This window comes from Olsenella porci, from assembly GCF_009695875.1.
GTDB lineage: Bacteria > Actinomycetota > Coriobacteriia > Coriobacteriales > Atopobiaceae > Olsenella_H > Olsenella_H porci.
On record NZ_VUNC01000004.1, the window covers coordinates 31,075 to 55,444 of the forward strand.

At 67.6% G+C, this 24,370-nt stretch carries 18 protein-coding genes; 3 read left to right on the forward strand and 15 right to left on the reverse strand.

Annotated features, from left to right (window positions below; all coding sequences use genetic code 11):
• Positions 1–33 precede the first annotated feature (33 nt).
• The 6 genes from FYJ68_RS05935 to FYJ68_RS05960 form a co-directional block, all read right to left on the reverse strand.
• Positions 34–426, reverse strand: a complete 393-nt coding sequence (locus tag FYJ68_RS05935; protein ID WP_154434996.1) for a DUF2273 domain-containing protein — start codon at positions 424–426, stop codon at positions 34–36.
• On the reverse strand, positions 426–1,154 hold the full coding sequence (amaP, locus tag FYJ68_RS05940; RefSeq protein ID WP_154434998.1) for an alkaline shock response membrane anchor protein AmaP: 729 nt from the start codon (positions 1,152–1,154) through the stop codon (positions 426–428). Before amaP ends, FYJ68_RS05935 begins: the two co-directional genes overlap by 1 nt.
• Before the next feature lie 857 nt (positions 1,155–2,011).
• On the reverse strand, positions 2,012–3,046 hold the full coding sequence (locus tag FYJ68_RS05945; protein WP_154435000.1) for a J domain-containing protein: 1,035 nt from the start codon (positions 3,044–3,046) through the stop codon (positions 2,012–2,014).
• Positions 3,047–3,136: 90 nt separating this feature from the next.
• Entirely contained in the window at positions 3,137–3,934 is a 798-nt protein-coding gene (locus FYJ68_RS05950) for a YebC/PmpR family DNA-binding transcriptional regulator (RefSeq protein ID WP_154435002.1), read from the reverse strand.
• Between the two features lie 130 nt (positions 3,935–4,064).
• Complete coding sequence (locus FYJ68_RS05955) at positions 4,065–4,979, reverse strand: SGNH/GDSL hydrolase family protein (protein ID WP_229772069.1); 915 nt, start codon at positions 4,977–4,979, stop codon at positions 4,065–4,067.
• A gap of 12 nt (positions 4,980–4,991) precedes the next feature.
• Positions 4,992–5,744 (reverse strand): ECF transporter S component, encoded by a 753-nt coding sequence (locus FYJ68_RS05960; protein WP_326832246.1) that lies wholly within the window; start codon positions 5,742–5,744, stop codon positions 4,992–4,994.
• Positions 5,745–5,929: 185 nt separating this feature from the next.
• On the opposite strand from FYJ68_RS05960, the gene FYJ68_RS05965 reads away from it, so the two are divergent.
• On the forward strand, positions 5,930–6,334 hold the full coding sequence (locus FYJ68_RS05965; protein ID WP_154435004.1) for a hypothetical protein: 405 nt from the start codon (positions 5,930–5,932) through the stop codon (positions 6,332–6,334).
• Positions 6,335–6,367: 33 nt separating this feature from the next.
• Here the strand turns inward: FYJ68_RS05965 and FYJ68_RS05970 are convergent, their stop codons facing one another.
• The 7 genes from FYJ68_RS05970 to FYJ68_RS06000 all read right to left on the reverse strand — a co-directional run bounded on the left by FYJ68_RS05970 (position 6,368) and on the right by FYJ68_RS06000 (position 20,500).
• On the reverse strand, positions 6,368–7,807 hold the full coding sequence (locus FYJ68_RS05970; RefSeq protein ID WP_229772070.1) for an ABC transporter ATP-binding protein: 1,440 nt from the start codon (positions 7,805–7,807) through the stop codon (positions 6,368–6,370).
• The gene (locus FYJ68_RS05975) at positions 7,789–8,673 is read right to left on the reverse strand and encodes an energy-coupling factor transporter transmembrane component T (protein WP_154435008.1); all 885 of its coding nucleotides are present in this window, start codon (positions 8,671–8,673) and stop codon (positions 7,789–7,791) included. The genes FYJ68_RS05970 and FYJ68_RS05975 overlap by 19 nt, the downstream gene beginning before the upstream one ends.
• Positions 8,674–8,675: 2 nt before the next feature.
• Complete coding sequence (locus FYJ68_RS05980; RefSeq protein WP_154435010.1) at positions 8,676–9,839, reverse strand: DUF4430 domain-containing protein; 1,164 nt, start codon at positions 9,837–9,839, stop codon at positions 8,676–8,678.
• Positions 9,840–9,842: 3 nt separating this feature from the next.
• On the reverse strand, positions 9,843–16,226 hold the full coding sequence (locus FYJ68_RS05985; RefSeq protein WP_154435012.1) for a DUF4430 domain-containing protein: 6,384 nt from the start codon (positions 16,224–16,226) through the stop codon (positions 9,843–9,845).
• Positions 16,227–16,588: 362 nt separating this feature from the next.
• Entirely contained in the window at positions 16,589–17,428 is an 840-nt protein-coding gene (gene lgt, locus FYJ68_RS05990; RefSeq protein ID WP_154435014.1) for a prolipoprotein diacylglyceryl transferase, read from the reverse strand.
• 101 nt (positions 17,429–17,529) lie between these two features.
• Positions 17,530–17,736, reverse strand: coding sequence for a NifU family protein (locus tag FYJ68_RS05995; protein ID WP_326832256.1), 207 nt, complete (start codon positions 17,734–17,736; stop codon positions 17,530–17,532).
• 223 nt (positions 17,737–17,959) lie between these two features.
• The gene (locus FYJ68_RS06000) at positions 17,960–20,500 is read right to left on the reverse strand and encodes a U32 family peptidase (protein WP_154435018.1); all 2,541 of its coding nucleotides are present in this window, start codon (positions 20,498–20,500) and stop codon (positions 17,960–17,962) included.
• A gap of 214 nt (positions 20,501–20,714) precedes the next feature.
• Here FYJ68_RS06000 and FYJ68_RS10180 point away from each other — a divergent pair, with 214 nt between their 5' ends.
• Positions 20,715–20,891 (forward strand): hypothetical protein, encoded by a 177-nt coding sequence (locus FYJ68_RS10180; protein ID WP_229772071.1) that lies wholly within the window; start codon positions 20,715–20,717, stop codon positions 20,889–20,891.
• Positions 20,888–21,112, forward strand: a complete 225-nt coding sequence (locus tag FYJ68_RS10185; protein ID WP_229772072.1) for a glycosyltransferase — start codon at positions 20,888–20,890, stop codon at positions 21,110–21,112. Before FYJ68_RS10180 ends, FYJ68_RS10185 begins: the two co-directional genes overlap by 4 nt.
• Positions 21,113–21,446: 334 nt before the next feature.
• Here FYJ68_RS10185 and FYJ68_RS06010 read toward each other — a convergent pair whose 3' ends face one another.
• Entirely contained in the window at positions 21,447–23,039 is a 1,593-nt protein-coding gene (locus FYJ68_RS06010; RefSeq protein ID WP_154435020.1) for a hypothetical protein, read from the reverse strand.
• Between the two features lie 82 nt (positions 23,040–23,121).
• Entirely contained in the window at positions 23,122–24,342 is a 1,221-nt protein-coding gene (gene tyrS, locus FYJ68_RS06015; RefSeq protein ID WP_154435022.1) for a tyrosine--tRNA ligase, read from the reverse strand.
• Positions 24,343–24,370: the final 28 nt, after the last annotated feature.

The following is a 24,370-nucleotide window of genomic DNA, read 5'->3' on the forward strand; positions in this document are numbered from 1 at the left end:
CTCCCGTGGGTATGTGCGGCGCCCGCAGGCGCACTACCTGTTATCTGAGAAGAACCTGCTAATTGCCCCGACCACCGTGGTGTTGCCGTCGGCGTACTGGCCAATCGCCACGCCAACGAGCACGCAGATCACGATGAAGAGCGTCTTCCAAAACCCGATGGCGAACACCAGGATGGCCACCACCAGGCCGCAGATGCCGCCGAACACCGCGTGCTCGTGTCCCGGGAAGCTCTGCCTAAACCAGCTGCGTGCCGCAACCGCGAAGTCGCGCGGGGACGACTTGGGAGCGTCCTTCCCCGTGGTGGCGTCCGTCTCGCCCGCGGATTCCCGCCGAGGCTTCCCCGCACCCGCAGGCACATCCGCGTGGGGCGCCTCCTCGTCCGGTCGGGCCTCCTCAACGCTGAGCCTGGGACCAGTCTCTGACATCACTGCTCCCCTCCCATCCCGTCCTCGTCACCACCGCGGTCCGCCCTGCCCATGGGGACCACGATCTCTCCCGTCGGCTCCGGCGCGGGCTCCGGACGAACCTGCGTGGGCTCCTCTCCCGAGGTGCCTGACTCCTGCCCGATGGTGGGTGTCGGGTCGCCCGCCGCCGGCTGAAACGAAGTGTCCGTCGCCAATGGCTCGACCTCCTCGCCCTCGTACTCGTCCGCCTCCAGAAACTCGATGCCCACGGAATCCACGTTGTCGCCGCAGACGGTCATCAGGCCCGAGACGAGCCTGTCGTGCAACTCGCCGCCCGCTGCGACAACGTCGACCGTGCGAGTTGGCTGGATGCGAACCGACACGCGCACGTGACCGCGCTTCTTTGCCTTCACGCGCACCCTCTTGGCAACGAACCTGCCGTCGTCCTCAACCACGTGGCGCGCCTGCGAGGCTATGGCGTCGCGCGTGACCGTGATTTGGTCGCCGCCCTCGCGCGAGACCGTGACCGTCTTGCGATTGCGCGTGAAGAGCGCGCGGAGCAGGCACACGAGCAGCCCCACTCCCGTGATCAGAACCAGAACCTGGAGTATCTGAAAGTACCAGTCCTCGTTGATGAGAGAAGCCGCCTCCACCGTCCATGGGCCAACCCACGGCAGGCAGAGGGCAGCGAGCGCCGCCAGTCCCGCAACTCCAAACACGAGCAGGCAGAGACGCTTGAAGATACCCATTCCCTCGACCTCCGGATCCGCCTGGGACAACCTCGTACGCGCGCGGACCAATCGCACCGGTCGCGCTCATACCCATAAAGGATACCCCTAAGGGGAGCCACCAACTCCACCGCCACGAGTTCTGCCATGTGTGCCGTGTGACGCCCTCCCGTGTCTGCCAACCCGCAGGGTCAGGCGAACGGTAGAGATGACCTTCATCGTGAACACGAAGCCCAATCTCCTACAATCCCATTCCAACGCCAGCTGGTAAGCCATCTGAAGTCAAGGAATGGGAGAAGGCTGGCCAGGTTGAACGGGGCAGTCATCGGGGTGGGCTTGCCCCGGGGCCCATCCGCGCGACCCGTTGACGTCAGGGCGTCGCCAGAAAGTGCATCCCGTGTGTACACACGGGGCGTGACTGTAGGCAGGACCATCCCTCGCGGGTGGACGGATGCCAGAAAACCCATCCCGTGTGTACACACGGTACGTGGTTTCTGACAAAGGTCCGTCGTAGCACAGTGTTCCCCCAGTTGGTGGGGCATTCAGGCCTCAGTGCCGCCAGAAAGTGCGTCCCGCGTGTACACGTTGGACGTGCTCTCTGACATGGACCCAACCATTGCGGTCCGCGAGCAGCAGGGACGCGGAGCCGCAGGCCTGGAAGCCGGATATGCGCGTTTTCGCTGGGGCAATCTCCTTTCGACAATCTATCTGATCTTACGTTTGCGCAGTTGAAAGGACCAGGTGACCCCTTGGGCCTCAGCGAGTGGCAGGGGAAGCCCGATGTGAGTGCTCATTTTGGGAGTTTGCAGCCAAGACCAGGCCCCCTGGGTGGCCAGGCGGACTCCGGCCACGGGCAACCTCGTCGTCGCCGCATCAACCTATCGGACGGCGTGCTTCCCGGCGGGACCGCTGGCTGCCGGCTCGTCCGGGTCCGTCTCCCATTGCCCACAGCGCTTGAGCAGAGCCATCCTCGCAACCACGTAGCGGCGCTCGATCGCGGCGCCCAGCGCATGGGAGAGGGACGAGGCGATGCCGCTCCCCAGCGTAGAGAGGAGCACGTCCACGGCGACGACCGCGCCCGCGACCAGGAGCACGACGTGCGCCGGGCCCTCCGGCTGCGAGAGCCCCGTCCCCACCAGCCAGAGGGCGAGCGGCAGAACCAGGATGCCGTACAGCTGGGTCTCGACCAGGGTCGAGAGCGCGGAGCGGTACGCGCCCTTGCGCCGGATGTCCACGTGGACCCTGGTCTGGTAGCTCACGAGTCCGTTGATTGCCTCTCGCAGGGCGGACGACACATTGCCTGTAAGGGCCTCGTAGGCAAGCAGGTAGGTGGGGTAGATCGCAGCAGCGGAGAGGTGCGCCCACGCCAGGGGGTCCAAGCCGGGAATCTCCTGGTGCCCGGGCGTCCCGGACCCCAGGAGCGGGAATGTCCTCCACCACAGCAGGGCGAACAGCGCCACCAGGACAAGGCGTAGGAGGACCGGGCCGAGAAGGACGCGCCTCAGATCGTGCCCCTGCGCGTCGGCGGCGGCGTCGGCCCTCCCCACGGCGGAGCTGCCGCGCGCGTTGCCGTCCTGGTCCCAGAAGAGGCTGTCATCGACCTGGGTGCGAGCGACCCTCTCCCCCGTGGGCGAGAAGTGCACGCCGTCCCCGCGCGAGGGGTCAGCTCCCACGAGGTCGCGGTGCACGACTTTGACGCCACTATCGAACAGGGGCTTGAGCGTGGCATAGGCCTTGTTGACCCGCGTCATCTGCTCCTGCGCCTCGCTCGCGGGGATGCCGTTGCGCTCCGCGTTGTCGGGGTGGAAGCGACGGGCTAGCTGCGTGAGGTGTCTGCGGAGCTCCCCCTGGTCGTAGCGCTCGGGGAGGCCGAGGACCTCCTCCGCCTCTGCCTGGGTCATGTCCTGCCTCAAACGGTCCCTCCTTGTGACAGGGCGGCGACCCGAAGGCCACCGCCCTGATCTACCTCAATTTCGTGCGCACAAAGTCGCGCCCGATGAACCCTAGTCCTCGTCGAGCTGCTCGGCGACCTCGTCGGACACGCTCATGGTGCTGTAGACGTTCTGGACGTCGTCCAGCTCCTCCAGGCGGTCGATGAGACGCTGGACCTTCTTGGCGTCGTTGAGCTCGAGCTGCGTGGGGGTGGTGGGGACCATCGTGAGCTCGGAGCCCTTGACCTCGATGCCCTGGTCCTCCAGGCCCTTCACCACGTCGTTCATCTTGTCGTACGCGGTGTAGACGATCCACTGGTCGCCGGCATCCTCGTAGTCCTCGCCCTCGGCCTCGGCGACGGCCATCATGAACTCGTCCTCGTCGGTGGCGTTGTCCTTGTCGGGAACCTTCTTGTCGTCGCTGTGGATGACCTTCTCCACTGCGATGGAGCCCTTGCGCTCAAACTGGAACGCGACGGAGCCGGAGGTGCCCAGGTTGCCACCCGCGTGCGTGAACGCGGAGCGGACGTCGGCCGCAGTGCGGTTGAGGTTGTCGGTCAGGCACTCCACGTACAGGGCAACGCCCGCGGGGCCGTAGCCCTCGTAGGTGACCTCCTTGTACACGGCGGCGTCGGCACCGGCGCCAAACGCCTTGTCGATGGCTGCCTTGATCTTGGCGTTGGGCATGGAGACCATGCGGGCGCGGGCGATGGCGGCGGCAAGCGTCGCGTTGTTCTCGGGGAGCGGGTCCCCGCCAACGCGAGCGGCAACGGTGATGTTGCGCGACATCTTGGAGAAGAGCGCAGAGCGCTTCGCGTCGATCGCAGCCTTCTTATGCTTGGTGGTAGCCCACTTAGAGTGTCCGGACATGCATGTCTCCTTCGAGTGACGGAACAAACGCAATGATGTTACTATACGCGCCCGCGCTGGGCAAGAAGGCCTATCATCCGCGTCTCTTCAAGTCAAGCACTTACTTTTCGGGTCTCCCGCAAACCCGACGCTACGAGGCCGCGACCTTGGTGAGGTTGAGCCTCTCCTCCAGCGCCGCCCACAGCTTGTCCGACCCCGAGGTGGTGGGGTGGCACTGGTCGGCGTTGAAGTCGCTGGTACCCACCTGCAGGGCGTCGTAGAGCGACACGTGCTCGTACCCCTGCTCCTCGCAGATCTGGGTAAGAGCCTGGTCAATCTGGTCCATGCCATACAGGTTGGTGGCGTCGGTCCTCTGGTTGTTGGGCGGCGAGACCACCACGAGGTGCCTGCACTTGGACGCAGCCGCCGCGAGGGCCTGGGTGGCGTACTCGCGGAACGACGAGACGGGCTCCTTGGCGGCGTCGTTGGTCCCCAGCATCACCACGATCACGTCGGCGCCGTCACCCAGCCAGGCGTCGGGCTCCTCGGCCAGGTACTGCATGCGAAAGCCGCTCACGCCCGCGTTCACGAAGGTGCCCACGCCGTGCGCGGTGGCCCACTCGCGGAAGTCGTTTGCCCAGCACCGCACGCTCTCGGGCGTCTCGTAGTAGGTGCCGAGCGAGCCGGAGTATGCCACGACCTGGGTGGTGGCCGCCTGGTCGTACCCGTCGCAGCCGTAGCCGGCGGTGATGGAGTCGCCCACAAGGCGAATCGACGACACCTCGCCCGCCTGGATCATGCCGGCAAGCGAGCTCTGGTCGAGCGACGACATCGACGAGCTGTCGGAGGTCACCTGCAAGTCGGGCGCCGACGCCTTGGACGAAGCCTCCGTGCCACCCTCGGATGCCGGAGCCGCGCCGTTTCCGCCGCACCCGCGCGCCTGCAGGGCGACGACGACCGCCACAGCAGCAATCGCGACCACTGCCAGCGGGACGAGCCACCGGCGGCGACGCCCATCCCTTCTCCCCGGCGCATTCTGATGCGTTTGACGCATGTGACGTGCCATGTTCCCCCTCACCTATCCCTCTCCCTCCGCGGACGACGCCCTGCGCTCGCGCGGGTCGAGCCCGTACTTTGCGACGACCCTTTGTATGGACCTCCTCCAAGGGACCCAGATCGCGACGAGAAACGCGACCGTCGCAACGCCGTGGACCACGTCGAGCGGCAGTCCCGCACCGTAGGCGAGCAGCACCCCCTGCCAGGTGAGGGGGCGCACGAAGCCCAGGCAGTACCAGCCGTTGAGCAGCAGCCCGTACAGCAGGGCGCTCGCGAACCCGTAGGCGTAGAGGACCCAGCCCCTGCGGAGCGCGCCGTGGTCGGACAGCACGCCGGCGAGGTAGCCCACCAGGCCCCAGGCGTACATCTGCCACGGGGTCCACGCACCCTGCCCAAAGAAGACGTTGGAGGCAAGGGCCGCGAGCGCCCCCACCATGAAACCGCTGCGCCTGCCCAGCACCGAGCCAGCGACGATGGCGATGGCAGAGACGGGCTTGACGTCGGGGATCGGGGCAAAGAGCACCCGCCCCACGGCGGCCACGGACCCCAGGACCACGGTGGGCATGAGCTGCCGTAGCGTTGGCCTCGACGCCTCGTAGCTCGCAAACATGAGCAGGACCGCGAGCGTCGTGACGAGGAGCGTGAGCACGGCGGTTGCCTCCACGTCCAGGACGGCGCAGACCGCCATCGAGACGGGCACCGCAACCAGGGCGAGCACCTCCACGACTACGGGCAGGCCGACCGCCTCCCCGCTGCCACGCATCCGTCGCGCCACGAGCTCCTCCCCTCTCACCCCGTCGGTTCCGTTCCCCCATAGTGTCGCATGTCCCCCTCCCCGGCAATGCCGTCCGCCGCCACCAAACGTCGACCGCCCGCCAGAGCGGTGCGGGGATGCGGCCGCGCGAGCGATACATTGGGGACAGGCAAAACCAAGCAACCGTGCGATCGGGGAGGGGCACCATGTTCTACATTGGGAACTTCAACTACGACGATGCCAACGACTCGGCTGAGAACTACTGCCTGATGCCCGTGATAGTGCAGGCGGACGACCCCGAGGACGCGCTCTCGAAGATGGCGGAGATGTTTGAGGACGTGAGGTCCAAGTCCGACCTCCTGGACGGCGCGGGCGAGATCTACCTGGACTCCCTGATCGAGCTGGAGCAGATCCCCACCGAGCCGCTGCTGACCCAATGGACCAAGATCGTTCCCGCCGTGGACGGGCTGAGCATGGTGAGCGCCGTACTTCCCACCGAGGACTCGGCAGAGGCGGCGGAGGCCTACAGTTGGCAGAGCGGAGACGCCCAGGCAGACGACGACTCGGATGAGGAGGAAGGCGAGGAGGAGCCGTTCCTCACCCTGGAGTAACCGGGCGAGAGGGGCAGCGCCCGTCGTCGCGGCTCACAGCCACGACTGCGCAAAGTACTCCCCCGTAGCCTGCGTGCAAGCCTCCTGGCCGTCGAACAGCAGCGTCACCGAATCCGCGACCGCCCGCACGAACGCGAGGTCGTGCGTCGAGAGCAGGACCGTGGTCCCTCGCCCCCGCTCCTCCCTGAGCGCACGGGCGAGGGACCTTCTTGCGGCGAGGTCGAGCCCCTTGGTCGGCTCGTCCAGCAGCATGAGCGCGGGGTGCGCGAGCGCGAGCTTGGCGTAGGCAAGCAGCTGCTGCTGTCCCCCAGAGAGGTCGTAGGGATGCCGTGGGAGGAGCTCCTCTCCCATGCCCATCTTGTCGAGCGCGTCCACCGCCTCGTCGCGACCGTAGCCCACGTTGCGGGACCACTCCATCAGCTCCTCCAGCACGCTCTGCTGCGACAGGAGCGCCTTTGGGTTCTGTGGCAGCAGCACCTGGCTGCCGCGGAGCCAATTGCGCACGCGTCCCCGCTGGGGACGTCCCACGCCCGCCACAAGTGAGAGGAGCGTCGTCTTTCCGCTGCCGTTGCCACCCACGATGGCGCGGGTCTCTCCCCCGGAAACCGAAAGGTCGAGCCCACGCAGCACCCAGTCGTCGTCCCGACCGTAGCGAAACCACGCGTCGCTCGCCTGGACCTGGGTCGCCCCAAGAGTGACGGCGGGGAGCGGCCCCTCGGCCAGGTCGGGCTCATCTCGCAGCGCGTCCGGCGAGACCTCTCGGAGGGCGCCACCCTCCATCGAGACCGCCATGTCCGCGTAGTCCACGAGGGGGCGGGGGTCGTGCGTGGCAACCACCACGGTCACGCCGAGTTCGCGGTTGACGCGGAACAGCAGGGACGCGAAGTTGCGCTCTGCAACGGGGTCGAGCATGGACGTGGGCTCGTCGAGCAGCAGCAGGCGGGGGCGCATCGCCAGCACCGAGGCGAGCGCGAGCACCTGCCGCTGGCCCCCCGAGAGCTCGGAGCACTCGCGCCGGAACCAGGGGCCCATGCCCAGGAAGTCGCAGGTCTCGGCCACCCTGCGCCGCATTGTGTCGCGGGGCACGCACAGGCTCTCGAGCCCAAACGCCATCTCGCGCCACACGGAGTCGCACACGATCTGCCCCTCGGGGCTCTGGAACACGTACCCCACGGTGCGTGCGCTCTCCCTGGGGTCCGCGGCGATGCGGTCCAGCGGCTCGCCGAAGAGGCTGATCGAACCCTCCCGCCTCCCGACGGGCGCCAGCTCGGGCTTCGCCAGCCTGAGGAGCGTGGTCTTGCCGCAGCCGGTGGGCCCAACCAGCAGGCAGAACGCACCCTCCGGGACGGCCAGGCCCACGTGCCGGAGCACCCAGTCCGTCTCGCCACCATCCGTTCCCGGATAGGCAAACGAGAGGTCGCGCACCTCCAGCGCATTGCACAGACCCGCCATCGTCACCCCAGCCTCGCCCATCGCGCCCGGTCAACCAGGGTGATCGCGGTGGGCGCCGCCGCGAGCACGCAATAGGGAAGGTACCCCAGCCACGGGACCAGGGTGGGCATGGACGGATAGAAGCGCCACTCGGAACAGGCCTTCCATGCGAGAACGGCGCTCCCCAGCGCGAGCAGGGCGAGACAGGCGGCGGCAAGCGCGTCACGCGCGCGCAGGGCCTCCCGCTGGTAGCTGGTCCTCTTGCCCATGGCGCCCCAGCCTCGGGCCCGCATGGAGTCGGACCTCTCCACCGAGTCCTCCAGCGCCCAGCCCAATAGCACGCCGGTCATCCGGACGCGGCCGGCCTTCCCGCCGGAGGACGGACCCCCGCCGGCGGTGCAGGCGTCGAGCGTTGAGCCCACCTCGCGCGACCGCGCCAGCAGCTGGGGGACGAGCCGCCCCGCCATCGAGAGTATGAGCTGCACGGTGGGGAGCGGTCCCCCTCCCAGGCCGAGCAGGCGGTCCGCCGAGAGCACGCGCGACGCGCACTCGATCCAGAGCAGGGTCGAGACGAGAGTCGCCCCCATGCAGGCGCCGTATGCCAGGCTCTCGGCGTGCACCTCCACGGGGCCCACGACCAGGAGCGTGGTGACCCCGGAGCGCACGAAGATGGGGTTTGCCAGGCACACCAGGGCGAGGAGCGGGAGCTGCCACCTCAGTCGCTCGGCGGTGAGGCGCGGGCCCAGACAGCAGAGCGAGAACGAGATGGCCCCGACGAGCGAGACGCAGGAGAGGACCGGCTGGATGGCGAACATCGACACCAGGAGCGTCCCCGCGAGGCAGGTCGCGGGGACCAGGGGGTGCGACCCCTCGAAGGCCACGTGCCGGCGAGACAAACGGGCTGCCATCGCTACACGTAGCTCCACGTGACGACGTCGCCGTCGTGGACGGTGCACTCGTCGCTCATGACCGAGGGCATGGAGCCGTTGACCGCATAGGTCCAGCCGTGCGAGGCGTCCTGGGCCAGGCCGTTGATGCCGTACACCCAGGTTCCCGAGCCATAGGGGTTGGCACCGGCGCTCACCGAGGCGCCCGTCGCGAGGAGGGCGGCGTACGCCGTGGAGCCGGAGGCGACGCTCACCCTCTGCGAGCTACCGCCGATGGACACCGTGACAGAGATGGTTGAGCTGGACGAGCCGCTGGCAGCCGTTCCCGACGGGGAGGACGACGCTCCACCAGACTGGGAGCCGGACGCAGGAGCACCAGACTTCGACGCGGAGGACGAGCCGGTGCCCTGGGAGACGACCTCGCCCCTCCCGCCCGACGAGAGGGTCACCGTGCCGTCGACCGTGGCATCGCTCCCGTCCGGGAGGGTCGGGGCCTCTCCCGAGGTCCGGGGGAAGGACGGCGAGTCCAGGCCGGCGTAGGTCTTCTCCGATATGAGGTAGCCCTTGGATGCCGCGAGCAGCTTGTCGAGAGTGCCAGATGCCTTTGCGTCTCCCCCAACGCACAGCACCATGCGGATGACGCCGTTGCCGTCCTCGGTGATCCAGGTGAGCGTGGAGACGGACACGCCCCTCCCCCGCACCCACTCCGCGAGGGCCGCGGCACGCTCGGCCGTGCGAGTCACCAGGCTAGCCGGGTCGTCCGAGCTCCTCTCCTCCACCCAGACTCCGTCTTTCGCAATCACCACGCGGGCGTCGTCGGGCGAGAGGGACACGTCGTCCGAGCCAAAGCGGAGGGTTCCCAGGGCAGACAGGATGTCGTCGCCCGTGACGCTCGAGGTCTTGGTGACGGTGGAGGTGGATGGCGCCGAGTCCGACGCCGAGCTGTCCGCCGGGGAGGGCGAGGCGACGCTGCTCCCCGCCGAGAGGAACGCGAGCGGGTCCCTGCCGTTGACGTACTCCCCCATGCTCCAGGCGCAGAAGGCGATCACGAGGGCGGCGGCGACCGCCAGGACCACCCGTGCCGCGTTGGGGCGATGTCCGCCGTTCCCGCCATCCGTTGGGGTTTGGGCCGGGGTGCCGGCGCCCCTCTCCCCCGTGGCCGCGGTGTTGACGTTAAGGTCTGCCATGTCCTAGTCCTCCCTGCCGTTGCGCCTGCGCGCCAGGAGCGCGAGGACGAGTGCGATTGCCCCGAGCGCCATGCCCACGATGGGCCAGATGGGGAGGGTCCGCGCGGGGCTTGCGGACTCGTTGTCGCTGCCCTGGGACGCGGGCTTGTCAGTCACGGTCGTGGTGATGCGCTGCTCCCCGGCGAGCGTTGAGGACTCCACGCCGTCGAGCAGTGAGAGGGCACGCCCCTGGACCTGCGTCGACGTTGTCGGCACCCCCGAGCGGGCGGAGATTCCAGCGGTGTCCCGCGAGGCGGAGGCACCTGACGTCCCGGGCGCTGTCCCCTTGGTGGAACCCGACGCCTTGGGACTGGTCGACCCACCCGTCGTGCCGCCAGACGTGGAGCCGCCGCCCGACGGCTTGGGGGGCGCCTGGGGCTCGGGCTGCTCCGGAAGGGTGCTTCCCGTAAGGATCTTGAAGAGGTAGCCGGAGTCGTTGGTGTAGTACAGGCTGCCGTCGGCAGCGGCCACGACCGAGGACATGGTGTACTGCTGGCGCTCCTGGTCGGGGAGGTAGAGCAGGCTTGCCGCAGAGTCGCCGACCTTGTACACGTACACCCCGCCGGGCTTTCCGTTGCAGGTGAAGTACACGTAGGTCCCGTCGGCGGTGGTCGAGACGAGCGGGGCGCTCTTGGAGTCGCCGGACATCGTCGCGCCGGTGCCGAGCTTGGTCGCGGACGCGACCACCCGGAGCGTGGAGGCGTCGATCACGTACATCCCGCCCGTGCGGGACGACTGCGGGCCGTTGCCACCGCCCACGTAGATGCGGCCGTCCACAAGCGTGGGCGTGCTCGTGCTGTAGTCGCAGAACCGTATGCTGCCCGTCTCGGCAAGCGTCCCATCCTGCCCCACGGCCACGCGGTGGAGCACGCCGTCGGTGGTGACCACGTAGGCCGTCGCGCCGTCCGCACTGGTCACGACACCGGCACGGGACCCGGTCCCAAGCGAGAGGCTCGCGCGCACCTCTCCCGTGGAGGAGTCGCGCAGCCAGAGCGTGCCCGAGTCGTCGGCGACGAGCGCGCTGCCGCCGCTCACGGCGACGCCCGACCAGTAGTAGCCGGTGCCCGAGTTGCCCGCCATCCAGCGCACCGCGCCGGTGCGGACGTTGACGCAGCCCAGGTAGCCCCCAACGGTGCCGCCAGAGAAGGTCGCCGCAGCGGTGCCAAAGTACACGTAGCCGCCGCTCACGGTGAGCGTGGAGATGGGCTGCTGCGCCACGCCGTCCCCCGCCGCGGTGACGGAGTCGGGCAGGGCGTCGGTGACCCAGACCGTCTTGAGGGAGTCTGCCGCGAGCGCCTGGAGCCTCCCGCCGTGCAGGGGAACGATCACGAGCCCGTCGGCGTAGACCAGGCGGCAGGTGGACTCCACGTTGGCGGCGAGGTCGGCGGTTGACCTGAGCTCGCCCGTCGAGGCGTCGCGAACCTGCAGCTTAGAGCCCGCCGCAACATAGACGTCACCGTTCACCAGGATCGGGTCGCTCATGAGGGTCATCATCGAGCTTCCGATGAGCGACTGCTGCCATGCCAGCTTGGAGCCGGTGGTCGGGGTGTTCGCAGACGTGGTGCCCGCCTGCCCGGCCCCCTTGTACCCGGGCCACTCGGAGGACCAGCCGGGAAGCTTTGCGTCTGGGTACACCTGCACGTCTCCCGAGGGGACGGACGACCCCATGGTGCCAAAGCTCCAGGTTATTGAGTCGCCCGGCTTGACCACGTAGTTTGCCGCCATGGTGTCGGCAAGGGTGCCGTTGACGTAGAACTGCCACCACGACCATTTGCCCTGGCCATCCTGCGAGTACGAGAGGGACGTGCCACCGTTGGGGAGCGTGGAGCCCCCCGCCGCGCTGATGGTGTACATGCCGTCGTCGCAGGTCATGCCACTGCGCTCGAGGATGGTCTTGGTGAGCTGCGCCGCGGTCGTGCCCTCGGGCACGCTGACCTCGGTCGACGGCACCCAGTTGACCGGGTCGCCCGCCGCGTTGGGGCCAACGATCCTCACCGTGGCCGTGACGTTGTCCTCGTCCTGGGAGGGAAGCGCCTCTCCCCACGAGGAGTAGTACCACGTCACGCTGTCGCCGTCGGACAGGCTGACGCCGTCAGCCCCCACGTCCGAGGCCTTGCCGTTGACGAACAGCTGCCAGTACCTGCCGGTGGCGGCGTCGTAACCGTAGGGGGTCCCCGTCGAGGGAGACGAGATGGACTGCAGGTAGTAGCCGTACTGCGTCTGGCTCGACGACACCGTGAGTCCGCTGGCGGAGAAGAGCCGCTCGGAGAGCGTCGCCGCGGACGTCCCCTGCTCCACGTTATAGGTGGCGGTGCTCGCCCACACCTCCGGCTTGCCAAAGGCATCGCGCCCAATCACGGTGGCGGTGACCTTGGCCGTTGGGACGGGCTCGTCCTCGCCCGTGGTGCCCGCGACGCTCACGGTGGCGCTCACGGTCTGGTTGACCAGCTGCGAGAGCTTCGCGCCCCATGTGGGGTCGTCCGCGTACCTCTCGGCAAGCGCCTTGTAGCGGGAGTCGCTCACAACCGACGTGACGGTGACGGACTTGTTGTAGGTAGGCTGGTCGTGGTGACGACCCAGGTAGTCGCTGGGATCGACGTTCCAGGCGAGCTTGAGGTCCTCGTTCTCGAGGAGACTGGTGTCGCTGGGCTTGAAGGTGCGCGCCTGGTCTGCGGAGCCCATGCTGTCGTAGCCGGGAAGCTCCTCGAGCACGATCCCCTCGTGCGATGCCATCTCGGCGCTGCTGCGCGCCCACACCAGGTTGCCGTCGTCGTCCAGGTAGGCCCCGTAGAAGGTGCTGAGGTTCTGTGAGACGGGCTCCGCCTGGCCGTTGAGGAGCGCGTCCTTGTAGGCGGCCTTCACGCGAGCCATGAGCGCCAGCGCGTCGTCGACGTCGGAGGACGCGAGCGGCGCCACCGTGAAGTCAAGCGTCTTGCTCGCCGTGATCTCTGGGTTCGCCTTGCTCGTGATGGTGCAGGTCACGCTGACGTTGCCGGAGTCCGACCCGGGCAGCCCCCTCACGACCGACGCAGCATACCCGTTGGGCACGATCTGGTCGCTCGAGGCGGTGTAGGTGACCTTGTAGTACTTTCCGTCCACGCCCAGGGTGCGCGTGGTGGGAAGCTGAAGGTCCTGGGAGAGGCCCGTTCCGTCAGAGGCGATGGCATCCCCGGTGGCATAGGTGACGGTGTCGTACGAGAACCTGTCCACCGCCTGCTGGAGCTGCTCCCGCTCCTCCTGGACCTTCTCGGGGTCGGCCTTGACCGTGACCTTGAACGCTCGCTCCACGCTCACGTCTGCGGGGAGGCCGTAGTTCTCAAGCCCGCTCACCTTGGCGGTGAGGGTCACGGCCTTGTCCGACGAGCCCCTGGTCACCTTTCCGGCGTAGTCGTCCCAGCCATACCCGTCCACGGTCACGGCCGAGTCGTCCGAGGTCCACTCAACGTTGGTCCACGAGGCGGAGCCGTTCTCGCCCGCCTTGTAGGGCAGGGTGAGCGTCCCCGTGACGCCCGACGCGTCGTCGCCGTCGGCAAAGCCCACCGAGAGCTGCTCCGCCTTCTCCTCGAGCAGGGCTCGTGCGGCCGAGAGGTCCCAGGGAATCCCAAAGCTGCCCGTTGTGTAGGTGGCCGTCTCCCCTCCCCGGGTCAGCTCGAAGGTGGCGGAGTCCACGGTGTGAAGCAAGTTGTAGGCGTAGCGGCCCACGACGTCGGGGTCGCCCGAGTAGTAGGTAATCGTGCCGTTACTCTCCGACGAGGTGGAGAGCCCCACGGTGGCGTTGGGGTTGGTGGACGAGAAGGTGGCTGAGACGAGCCTCACGCTCAGCCCCGTGGTGTCAAACCCCGTTGCCGCGAGCTCGGCGAGGAGCATGTCGTCGACGTTGGTGTCGATGCCGTAGGTGGGGTTGGGCTTCCAGCCGGACGTCCCCTCGTTGGCAAGGATCGCAGCAGCGCCCTCGAGGGACGAGGCGGAGACCGCCTTGGAGGAGAGGGTCGCAGACGCGGAGCTGGTGCCGCTCGTGGCGACGACGGCGACCCACTTGCCGGCGGCCTCGGCAGGGACCACGAGCGTTGCCGACGTCTGTCCCTTGAGCGGGGTCCACTGGTCCGCCGGCGCGTCCTCGGAGTCCGCGACGTACCACTGGAGCGAGACACCCTCCCTGCCCGTGACCTCCTTGCGAGACCCCGCAAGGTCCAAAGCGTAGGCGGAGGCGCTCACCACGTCACCCGTCAAGACCGCTGTGCCGGAGTGGCTCAGGGTAACACGGTCCAGCTTGTACTCGCCCTTGGGGGAGACCCTCACCTTCTCACTTGTGGCCGGGCTCATCAGAGCCGATGCGGTCACCCACACGAGCTTGCCGGAGAGCGCCGCAGTGGGGACGAGCGCCCCGTCCTCCCTGACGCCATCGGATGGCGTGAGGGCACGCTGGTTGGACCCGTCCGCGTCGCTCGCATACCACGTGTAGGTGAGCCTGGCATCGGAGGGAACGTCCGTCTCGTATGAGGAATACGTCCCCTGAACCTCGTACCTTGCCTGTGGGGTGATGGTGTCGCCGACCTTGGCGTTGACATCCGAGGAGGACAGCGCCACGCTGCTGAGGTCGTAGCCCCCGTCGGGCGAGACGGGCCCCACCGGGTCCACCGCCGTGGTGCCGTAGTACCCCTTGACGCTCGTGCTCACCACGCTGCCGTCGCTCACGGCCCTCACGCGCAGGTAGCACCCAACAAGCGAGACAGTCTGGCCTCCCACCGTGATGCTCTGGGGGACCGTGTAGGTCTGCGACGTGGCACCCGGGATGTCGCTGAACGCGTAGTCGCTCGTGGTCTTGGTCCGGCTGTACTGCCACTGGTAGGTGACCTTGTCGCCGCTCGCGACCGTCGCGTACGAGCTCTTGTAGGCGGTGGCGGTGAGGGTGGAGCCAATTTTGGCGGAGCCCGACACGCTCACGTGGTGGAGCCAGACCGAGCCCGCCTCCCTCACGGGGCCGGCAGCGGTGGTGGACGACACGCCGCCGGTGCCGCCATCGGCCACCGCATACACGTACTTGCCCAGGAAGGAATCATCGGAGGCGGGAATCTGGAATGTGCGACCGGTGGCACCCTCGATCTTGGTCCCACCGTAGGCATAAGGGGACGACGTCACGTACCACGACCATGCGACCCCCTGCGAGTCGCTCACATCGGTGCCCGACGCCTTCGCCGTTGCCGTGACCGTCTCGCCCGGCTGGACCTGACCCGTTCGGTCGAGCGACACGCTGGTGACCGCAACCGCCCCGGCTGCCGTCACCGGGTTGCGCGACCTGGTGACCTTGGTGCTGGTGCCCGCCACGTCACTCACCTTGCAGCGCACGTACCTGCCCGCATAGCCGGCAAGCGAGAGGGACTGCGAGGTCGCGCCCGCAATGTCCTCCCACGTGGAGTTATCGCTGGAGACCTGCCACTGAAACGCGAGGAGCGAGGGGTCCGCAAGAACGTACGTGGACCCGTCCTTGACGCGCCCCTGCGCCCAGAGCGTGTCGCCCTCCCCGTAGAGGGAGGTGCTGGACCCGTCCTGGGAGAGGCTCGTGGTCGCGCTGTAGATGTCGACGGGCGTGGACTTGCCGCCCTCGCCCGGGGTGGACGCAGCGGAGACGTGCGGGAGCCTCTGCGCTTGGATGGACCCGCCGGCGGAGGGCGCCCAGAGCGTGGACGAGCCTACGGTCACGCGCGCGGCGAGGTACTTGCCTGCAAGGTCCGACGTCAGAGTGATGGACTGCGAGGTCTGCCCGGCGATGGGTGCGTAGGAGGAGACGTCCGTCGATGCCGTGTCGCACTCGAGCCACTGATACGAGGCGCTGCCGTCGTTGGCCCAGGTCTCGTAGTCGCCATCGCCGTAGTCCTCGTCCTCGACCCAGTCGTAGACGTTTGCCCAGAGGGTGGTGCCAACCGCCTGGTCGCCGTAGGCCTCGTCCGCCGCGCCGCCCTTGTCCTTCTGGTCTTGGATAGAGACGCAGGCCTGGGAGTCAAGGGCAGTCGCGCGTGCCGACGCGGCAGGCTCGGAGGACTTGGAGTCCGAGGAGGCGTCCTGAGCAGCGGTGGTCGAGGGGCCCTCGCTCGCACCCGCCGCACCCGCCGTGGCGGTACCCCCGTCAGTCGGAGCGGTCTCGCCCGTCTCGCCCGTCGTAGGCTGCACGGTCGACCCTGCTGACGAGCCCGCATCGGACGACTGGGATGCCTCCGTTGCCCCGTCTTGGGTCGAGAGCTCGTCGGCAATCTCGGCGAGCGCCCTCGTGGGCACCCCGCCAAACGCCATCGCGGCAGAGAGGATGATCGCCAGCGCTCGGCTGGCGGTTGTGCATTGCTTGGGAAGCATGTCCCGCACCTCCGGTCCCATCGGACACAAAGAGGGCAGGCAGGATTGGAAGCCAGGAAGGCAACCCATCTGCGGGGGTGGCGCTACGCACCTCTCCCCTGCAACCTCGGAACACAGTTTCCGCTGATCCGGAGTAGAACCGGAATCCTTTTACCTAGGCATGACAGCTGTTGGACCGTGCCCTCAGAGTCTGTTCAGTTGCATGCATTCTAGCAGCAGGAAAAATGACCAGCGGGCGAAAAGGATTGACAAACTCGATATCGCACGAATGAAGTGGCGCCACCGTTGGCGCGAGTGGACCCAAAGCCCACACAGGCGAGAGGGGCGCCCCCTCGGACGGGACGACTTGGCTCCCCCTGGGCCTACCCCCGCGCGGACTCCAGATGCCCCACCTGCGGCCGGTCCAGTCTGTGCGCCCATACCACGAGGACCACGCCCAGGATGGCGAGGGGAACCGATAGGCACTGCCCCATGGTGAGCCAGCCCGTGCCAAGCAGGTAGCCCAGCTGGCTGTCGGGCATGCGCACGAATTCAATCAGGAAGCGGAAGCAACCGTACAGCGCCAGGAAGGTACCGAGGAAGGTGCCCTGCGGCCGGGGCGGGACGCGACGCGAGAGCGCGTACAGCACGACGAAGATCACGATGCCCTCGAGGATGGCCTCGTAGAGCTGGGAGGGATGGCGATACACGTAGCCGCCGCCCGTGTTGGAGAACATGACGCCCCAGGGGAGGTCGGTCGGCTTGCCCCACAGCTCGCCGTTGATGAAGTTGGCGCAGCGGCCAAAGAACAGGCCGATGGGGGCGCCGATGACCGCGAGGTCGCACACCGTGGGGATGGAGATCCGCATCTGCCGGCACACGAGGGCGCCGCCCACGATGGCGCCCACCAGCCCGCCATGAAAGCTCATGCCGCCCTCGTTGAACGCGAGGATCTTGATGGGGTTGGCCAGGTAGTATCCAGCGCCGTAGAACAGGACGTACCCCAGGCGCGCGCCCACGATGACCCCGAAGGCGACACCCACCACGATGTTGAGGACCTCGTCCGACGTGAGCCCCAGGCGCCAGCGCCGCGAGGTGCGCATCATCACGAGCCCCGCGCACACGAACCCCGCGAGGTACGCGAGCCCGTACCAGCGGACTGTGAGCGGCCCAAGCGCAAACGCGACCGGGTTGGTGGCATGGTAGATGGTGTCAAGCCACATGGGCCCTCCAAGCGCTCGATGTGCTCCGCCCCGAAACCGTTCCAGAGCGGAGGGGCGAGGGAACCGCTCCCCTCGCCCCATACCGTACTACTGCGTACTCCCTACCAAGCCATTGCCGGCTGGACCTTGGTGACACCGGGGACGTGCTCCTTGAGGATGCGCTCGATCCCCTCGCTCATGTCGTAGGTCGAGAGCGGGCAGCCTGCGCAAGCGCCCTGCATCTCGAGGGTGACCACGCCGTCGTCGTCACAGCTCACGAGCACCACGTCGCCGCCGTCCGCCTGGAGGCTCTGGCGAATGACGTCAATGGTCGCCTCGAGGAGCTCCCTGTTGACCTTGGGGGCCTGACCCTCTGCCGCACCCGTGGCCTCGGCCGTGGGCTCCGTGCTCTCCTGGTTCTCTGCCATGTGAGTGTCCTCTCCACCGCGGTGGAAATCCCACCGCCATTGTTGCAATTGAATCTGATGGTACCCGTTTGCCGACGCGATTTGCCCGTGGCGGAAAATCCGACGCAGGGAAGACGCGACTTCCCTATCCGATCCCCGAGAACAGATGGCCGGAGGTCGCCCCCGCCATGCACGGGGCGGGTTTCCTCCCGCTCAGCGCCGCCTGGGCGGCACGGGCCACCCGCGCACAGGCAAACTCAGCCTCGTGCGGTGTCAGCAGCGTGCAGTCCGCCATGAGGCGAGAGACGCCCGCCGACACGAGCTCCGCTGCCTGCGGCGTGGCATCGAGCGGGTACGCGGCGTAGATCCTGCTTCGAGCCTGGAGGTCGGTGCGCACCGGCAGCAGCTTGCCGTCGCGGTCCCTGAGCGAGTTCCTCCCCCTCCTGAGTGCGCACCTCGCGCAGTCGTGGATGCAGCGGTCGGCGACCTTGAGCACGCAATGCTCGCTGGTCATGGCACGATTCCTCCCCAGGACCATGAGCCCAACGGGGACCGATGCGGCGCGGCCGAGGGCGAGGCACTCCTCCAGCGTGAGCTCGGGGGACAGCCAGAGCCCGCGGGCGCCGGCACGCTCCAGGGCAACGAGGCACGACTCGTTGTGGACCGGGATGCAGGGCCTGACCTCGGGAAGCGCACCCCTCTCCGCGGCAAGCGCCAGCTCGGAGACGTTGCCCACCCCGCACGGCCTGCGCTTCTCCACGAGGGGGTCAATGCGGTCGTGGTCGCACTCGCGGCACACCTCGTCCAGCCAGGGGATGACGTCCACGCCCTCCGGCCAGCTCGCTCCCCGAAGGCGCGCCTCCTCCAGGGCACCGTCGGTCGCATACAGCCTGGTTGCACCGCCTGCGAGCGCCGCCGCCGCAACCTCGGGCGTGGGGACCAGGGCGCAGACCTCCGCCGCGGGCGTGCCCTCGGGGCGCACCCCCGCCGGGGCAATTCCGGCACCGCTCCGGACGTTGGCGAGTTCGAGCGCCAGGTCGGGGAGGTCGGGGACCCTCGCGAGCGACCCCTCGCGCCCCGAGTACGGCGCGAGGAGCCTCTCCTCCAGAAGCTCGCACGCCTGCGCCCTCAGCCGGTGCACGACGGAGAAGCCCATGCCGCAGCCCTCGTCCATCCTCACGTCGACCGCGGCGGGCACGAAGGGCGTCCCGCCCATGCGCCCCACGTGCTCCACGAGCTCGTCGCGCGTGAGGGCCTTGGTGCGGGCGGGCTCCACCACGGGCCCCTCCGCGCTTGCCTCCGCCGCGCCGTCAACGCAGGAGAGGGATACGACGAGGGGCTGCCCCAGGCGGCAGGTGACGCTCACGTTCACCGCGCGCTTGTAGCGCTCGTCGCCGGACGAGACGCGAGCGGCCTCGTCCATGGCGCGCTTGGAGCGGATCACACGAACCGGGTTCCCCGGCCTCATGGGGCGGACGGTCTTGCAGGTGATGGTCGCGCCAGCCGGCGCGTCCGCCGGGGCATGCGTGGTGAGGAACTGCGACGGGTCGTCGACGGGACGGATCTCGAGGAGGTCGCCCTCCCCCACGTGGCGGTCGAGCCGAACGTCCACCTCGGCGACGGTCTTGGACCTGAACCGCTCGCGGCCGCCGTTGGAGCCGCCCCTGCGCACCCTGGTGCCGCCGAGGTCGCGGGACGCCACCACGCTGCCCACGAGCTCTCCCCTGTTGTTGGAGCGCTCGTAGCTCATCATGTCGTCGTCCGCGCGATGGTCCAGGTAGCTGTTGGTGAAGTCGCGGTTAAAGGCGCGGCGGAGCATCTCGTGCCGGCGGTCGTCGTCAGGGGCCGAGGGGGTCCGTCCCGCCGCAAGGTCGTCGAGGGCTCCACGGTAGGCGGAGATGACCGAGTACACGTAGTCCGGGGCCTTCATCCTGCCCTCGACCTTGAGCGAGCCAAGCCCCGCCCTGGTGAGACGCTCCACGTCGTCGATGGTGCAGAAGTCCTTGGGACAGAGGGGGCGCCCCCTTCCCGGGGCCGAGATGACCTTGCCGTCACCGTCCACCAGGTCGAAGGGGAGCCGGCACGGCTGCGCGCAGAGGCCCCTGTTCGCGGATCGGCCGCCTGCAAGCGAGCTCATCATGCACACGCCGGAGTAGCAGAAGCACAGGGCGCCGTGGCCAAAGCCCTCCAGCTCCACGCCCTCCTGAGAGATGCGTGCGATCTCGTCCACGCTGAGCTCGCGCGACAGGGTCACGCGCTCCACGCCAAGGTCCCGGCACCACGCGACCCCACGCGCATCATGAACGTTTGCCTGGGTAGAGACGTGGCACTCCATCTGGGGGAAGCGCCGACGGACCTCGTCGAGCAAACCCCAGTCCTGGATGATGAAGGCATCTGCCCCCAGCGTCCACGCCTTGCGGATGAGGGAGAGGGCGCGGGGCATCTCGTCGGTCCTCACCACCACGTTCACAGTCACGTACACGCGCGCCCCAGCCAGGTGCGCGGAGCGGCAGGCGGCCTCGAAGGTCTCGTAGGTGAAGTTGTGCGCTCCGCGACGGGCGTTGAAGTCGTGCCCCAACGCACAGTAGATGGCGTCGGCGCCACCCGCGAGGGCTGCGTTGAACGGCTCGGGCCCGCCCGCAGGGGCAAGAAGCTCCGGAACGCTATGCGTGTCTCTAAATGCCAAGGTGATGAGTCTCCCAAAAGTGGGGCGTCACTTCCGCCCCTCCCGATGCATGTGACCCTGCAAGTCTATCGTGACGGAGATGCAGGGAACGCACACGCCCAAAGCAACGCAAAAACAAACCAGCCTGCCCCGTCCCGACGGAACACTCGCATAGCATCGATTGGGAATACCGTTCGACGCGACGCCCAGACGATGCAACCAGGGGAAGGGGCACATGCGATACAGCCTGGGGGCACCTCGGGAGGCGGTGCCCGCGACACGAACGGGTCAGGTGAAGCGCACCGCGGAACACGTGGCGCCCCTGGTGCTCTGCGTGATCATTCCCGCCTACGACGAGGAGGAGGCCCTCCCCGCAACCGCCCCATCCTCCTGGACGAGCTGCGCTCGATGATCGAGGGTGACCTGGTGAGCAACGAGAGCCGCATCCTCTATGCGGACGACGGGAGCTGCGACGCAACATGGCAGGTCACCGTGGCGCTTGCCTCCCGGGACCTCCACTTCGCGGACATCCAGCAGAGCCGAAACCGTGAGCATCAGGCTGCGGTCGTCGCAGGCCTCGTGGAGGCGAGGGCGTTCGCCGACGTCGCAATCAGCGCCGACTGCGACGGCTAGGACGATATCCATGCCATGACTGCCATGGTCGAGCGCTATCGCGAGGGCTACGGCGTGGTCTATGGGGTCCGGAGCTCGCGCACAACCGACACGGCGTTCAAGCGCGGGACGGCCAAGCACTACTACTACCGCCTGCTCCAGGGGATGGGCGAGCACCACGTGCATCATCTGCTTCGTAGGTGGCGTCCAGCTGGTGAGCCTGGAGATTGTCGGCGAGTACGTGGGCAAAAGACCTACCTCGAGGCAAAGCGCCGCCCCGTCTACATCATCTCGTGCGTGGTGGGCGACGTTCCCGACTCGATCGAGGGCGTCTGGGGACTGGGTACCGAATGCCCTACTCCACGCCGATGTCCTCCGAGATTCCGTAGCGCTCGTTCAGCACCGGGTCAGCGTACCAGGTCGTCGTGAGCTCGCGCTTTGTGAGACCATGGACGTACAGGGTATGCGCCATCGACTCGACCATGCCCGGAGTCTGGGGCCAGTTGATAGCCTTGGGGTTGTCGAACCTGCAGGTGGCAACCGTCACCTCGGACTTCCCCTCGCTGTCAGCCCGAACAATCTGGCCGATGAGGTCGTTGGTGACGGCGATGTCCTGCCTCGCCGTCATGCGCCCGCTCACGGGAGGGATGTAGGACCCGATGTTGCCCACGACGGTCACCGCGAGAGCGAACGCACAAAGTGGCGCCAGCACCTGCAACCATCGGACACGCCCAAGGGCGTATCCCATTCCGACGCAGCACAGCATGAGGGGGGCCTCCATAACCGCAAGGAGAACGTCGCCCCTCACGATGTAGTATTCCGTGACCCCATCGACCACGCGGAAGGGGTCGATCCGAGCGGAGAGGCACACCGAGAAGGCGAGAGCAAGCATGAGGTCGACGAAGACCACGACGACGAGCCTCCTGGCATCGCGCGCCTCGCCTGCGGGCGATGCACCGCGCACGTGCCACGCCACGTAGGCGACGAGGCACAGGGCGAGAAGCGCGAGGAGACGTTTGTAGAGCAGGTTCCAGACGATCGCGAGGTTGCCCAGGACGGCGCCCAGGGCCAAGGGCTGGTGGGACATGGCCCCGGAGGCACGAGTCCCACTGAACTCGAAGGCCAGGGTAACGAGCCAGAACGCGATGACCAGCAGGAGAGCCGCGTTCCTGCGGGCGTACGACGCGACCGCCTGCGGCATGGTGGCATCGCCTCTGTGCGCCCTCCCCAGAGAGGGGAGGTCGACAAGGAGGCTCGCGCCGGCGAATGCCGCCAGCGCGATGCTGCTGAACAGGTTCGAGAACATTCCCAGGTAGATGAGAAGGACGCCCAGAGACTTGCGTCCCATGCCCTCGATGAGGCCGTCATTGGGTTCAAGCCCGGCACCGCGGACGATCAGCGAGAAGGCGAGCGCACCACACCACAGGGCAGGGACGATGTAGTGGTAGTACCCGGTGAGGTCGTAGGCGCCGAAGAGGTAGGCGGCCCCACCGTCCGAAAGGGCGCCGAAGAGCAAGGCGAAGTGACACAGGAAGAAGACGAGCATCACGCAGGCCGTGGCGAACGCGCCAGTCTTGGCGTAACGCTCGAGCACGCGCCCGAACGAGACGACGTACCAGGTGATGGCCCCCGCGACCACGAGGGCCGACACGAGCGTGATGGCACCCAGGTAGTCGTGCGAGAGGGGATACACCACGTAGGCGGCAAGGTACCCCGCCAGCGGGAAGAGCGTCTCGGGCAGCACCTTGGACGGGTTGAAGCCTCCCCACTCCGGCAGACCGGAGCGCACCTTGGTGATGTTGAGCCAGTCGTCCGCGTTGCTCATGGCAAGGGGATACACCTGGGTGAAGAAGACCAGGGACGCTACGAAGACGATGATGCCAGCGACCCAGAGGGCGCGGTCGTGGACCCGCGGTGTCGCGCCCCTCTCCCCTGCCAAGACCCTCATAGAGTTACTCCCTCCAAGGTGTTCATACTCGCGGGCGAGCAGCCAAAGCCACCCGCCCGCCCAAACACGTTGCGCTACGTCGCTAGACCAGGCGCGCCCAGTGCTTCTTGCCCGACTGAACCACTGCTCCCGCCTTGAAGGGCTCGGGATCGACGTTATAGACCCTGGGCTGCTGCGCCACGCCGTCCACCTTGACGCCGCCGCCGTCCAGAAGGCGTCTACCCTCGCCGGCGCTCTTGCAGAAGCCGACCGAGGCGAGCAGGCGGGGCAGGTAGACCTTGCCCTCGTCGTTGAGCTGCACGACCGACGACGCGGGGAACTCGGGCATGTCGTCGGGAACCTGGCCCTTCTTGAAGGTGTCCATGAAGACCTTCTCGGCGGCCTCGCCGGCGCCCGCACCGTGATAGAGGTCAACGATGTTGCGAGCCAGCCGGTGCTTGAGCTCGTAGGGGTCCGCCGACCCGTCCTTGAAGGCCTGGTCTATCTTGTCGACCTCATCCACCGGAAGGGTGGAGCACAAGCGGAAGTACATGGGCACGAGCTCGTCCTTGATGGACATGAGCTTGCCAAACATGTCGTTGGCATCGTCCGTCAGGCCGACGTAGTTCTTGTAGCTCTTGGACATCTTCTTCACGCCGTCGAGACCCACCAGCAGCGGCATGGTGAGCGCGACCTGGGGCTCCATGCCCATGTCACGCATGAGGTCGCGGCCGGCGAGGAGGTTGAAGATCTGGTCGTTGCCGCCCATCTCGAGGTCGGCCTTCACCACGACCGAGTCGTAGGCCTGCAGCACGGGGTAGATGAACTCGTGCAGAGCGATGGACTGCCCGTTGGTGTAGCGGTTGTGGAAGTCCTCTCGCTCGAGGATGCGTGCCACGTTGAACTTGCTCATGAGCCCCAGCATCTTGCCAAGGTCCATCGACTTAATCCAGTCCCCGTTGTGCACGACGGTGGTCCTCTCGGGGTCAAGGATCTTCATTGCCTGCGTGACGTAGGTCTGGGCGTTTGCGTTGACCTGCTCCTCGGTGAGGGGCGGCCTGGTGCTGTCGCGACCCGATGGGTCGCCGATGAGCGCCGTGCCATCACCGATGATGAGTGTGACGTTGTGACCCAGATCCTGGAACTGGCGCATCTTGCGCAGGGGGACGGCATGGCCCAGGTGGAGGTCGGGGCTGGTGGGGTCAACGCCCATCTTGATGGTAAGGGGCTTGCCCCTCTTCAGCTTCTCCTTGAGCTCCTCGAGCGGCACGATCTGCATGGTGCCCGAGGTGATGACCTTAAGTTGCTCGTCGACTGGCAGCAATGCTCTGTCCTCCATGTTGTTGCGCGAA

Coding starts and splice junctions, on each gene's coding strand:
- FYJ68_RS05935 (WP_154434996.1), bottom strand. CDS start 426: ATGTCAGAGACTGGTCCCAGGCTCAGCGTTGAGGAGGCCCGACCGGAC.
- amaP (WP_154434998.1), bottom strand. CDS start 1,154: ATGGGTATCTTCAAGCGTCTCTGCCTGCTCGTGTTTGGAGTTGCGGGA.
- FYJ68_RS05950 (WP_154435002.1), bottom strand. CDS start 3,934: ATGTCCGGACACTCTAAGTGGGCTACCACCAAGCATAAGAAGGCTGCG.
- FYJ68_RS05955 (WP_229772069.1), bottom strand. CDS start 4,979: ATGGCACGTCACATGCGTCAAACGCATCAGAATGCGCCGGGGAGAAGG.
- FYJ68_RS05965 (WP_154435004.1), top strand. CDS start 5,930: ATGTTCTACATTGGGAACTTCAACTACGACGATGCCAACGACTCGGCT.
- FYJ68_RS05970 (WP_229772070.1), bottom strand. CDS start 7,807: ATGGGCGAGGCTGGGGTGACGATGGCGGGTCTGTGCAATGCGCTGGAG.
- FYJ68_RS05975 (WP_154435008.1), bottom strand. CDS start 8,673: ATGGCAGCCCGTTTGTCTCGCCGGCACGTGGCCTTCGAGGGGTCGCAC.
- FYJ68_RS05980 (WP_154435010.1), bottom strand. CDS start 9,839: ATGGCAGACCTTAACGTCAACACCGCGGCCACGGGGGAGAGGGGCGCC.
- FYJ68_RS05985 (WP_154435012.1), bottom strand. CDS start 16,226: ATGCTTCCCAAGCAATGCACAACCGCCAGCCGAGCGCTGGCGATCATC.
- lgt (WP_154435014.1), bottom strand. CDS start 17,428: ATGTGGCTTGACACCATCTACCATGCCACCAACCCGGTCGCGTTTGCG.
- FYJ68_RS10180 (WP_229772071.1), top strand. CDS start 20,715: ATGCGATACAGCCTGGGGGCACCTCGGGAGGCGGTGCCCGCGACACGA.
- FYJ68_RS10185 (WP_229772072.1), top strand. CDS start 20,888: ATGATCGAGGGTGACCTGGTGAGCAACGAGAGCCGCATCCTCTATGCG.
- FYJ68_RS06010 (WP_154435020.1), bottom strand. CDS start 23,039: ATGAGGGTCTTGGCAGGGGAGAGGGGCGCGACACCGCGGGTCCACGAC.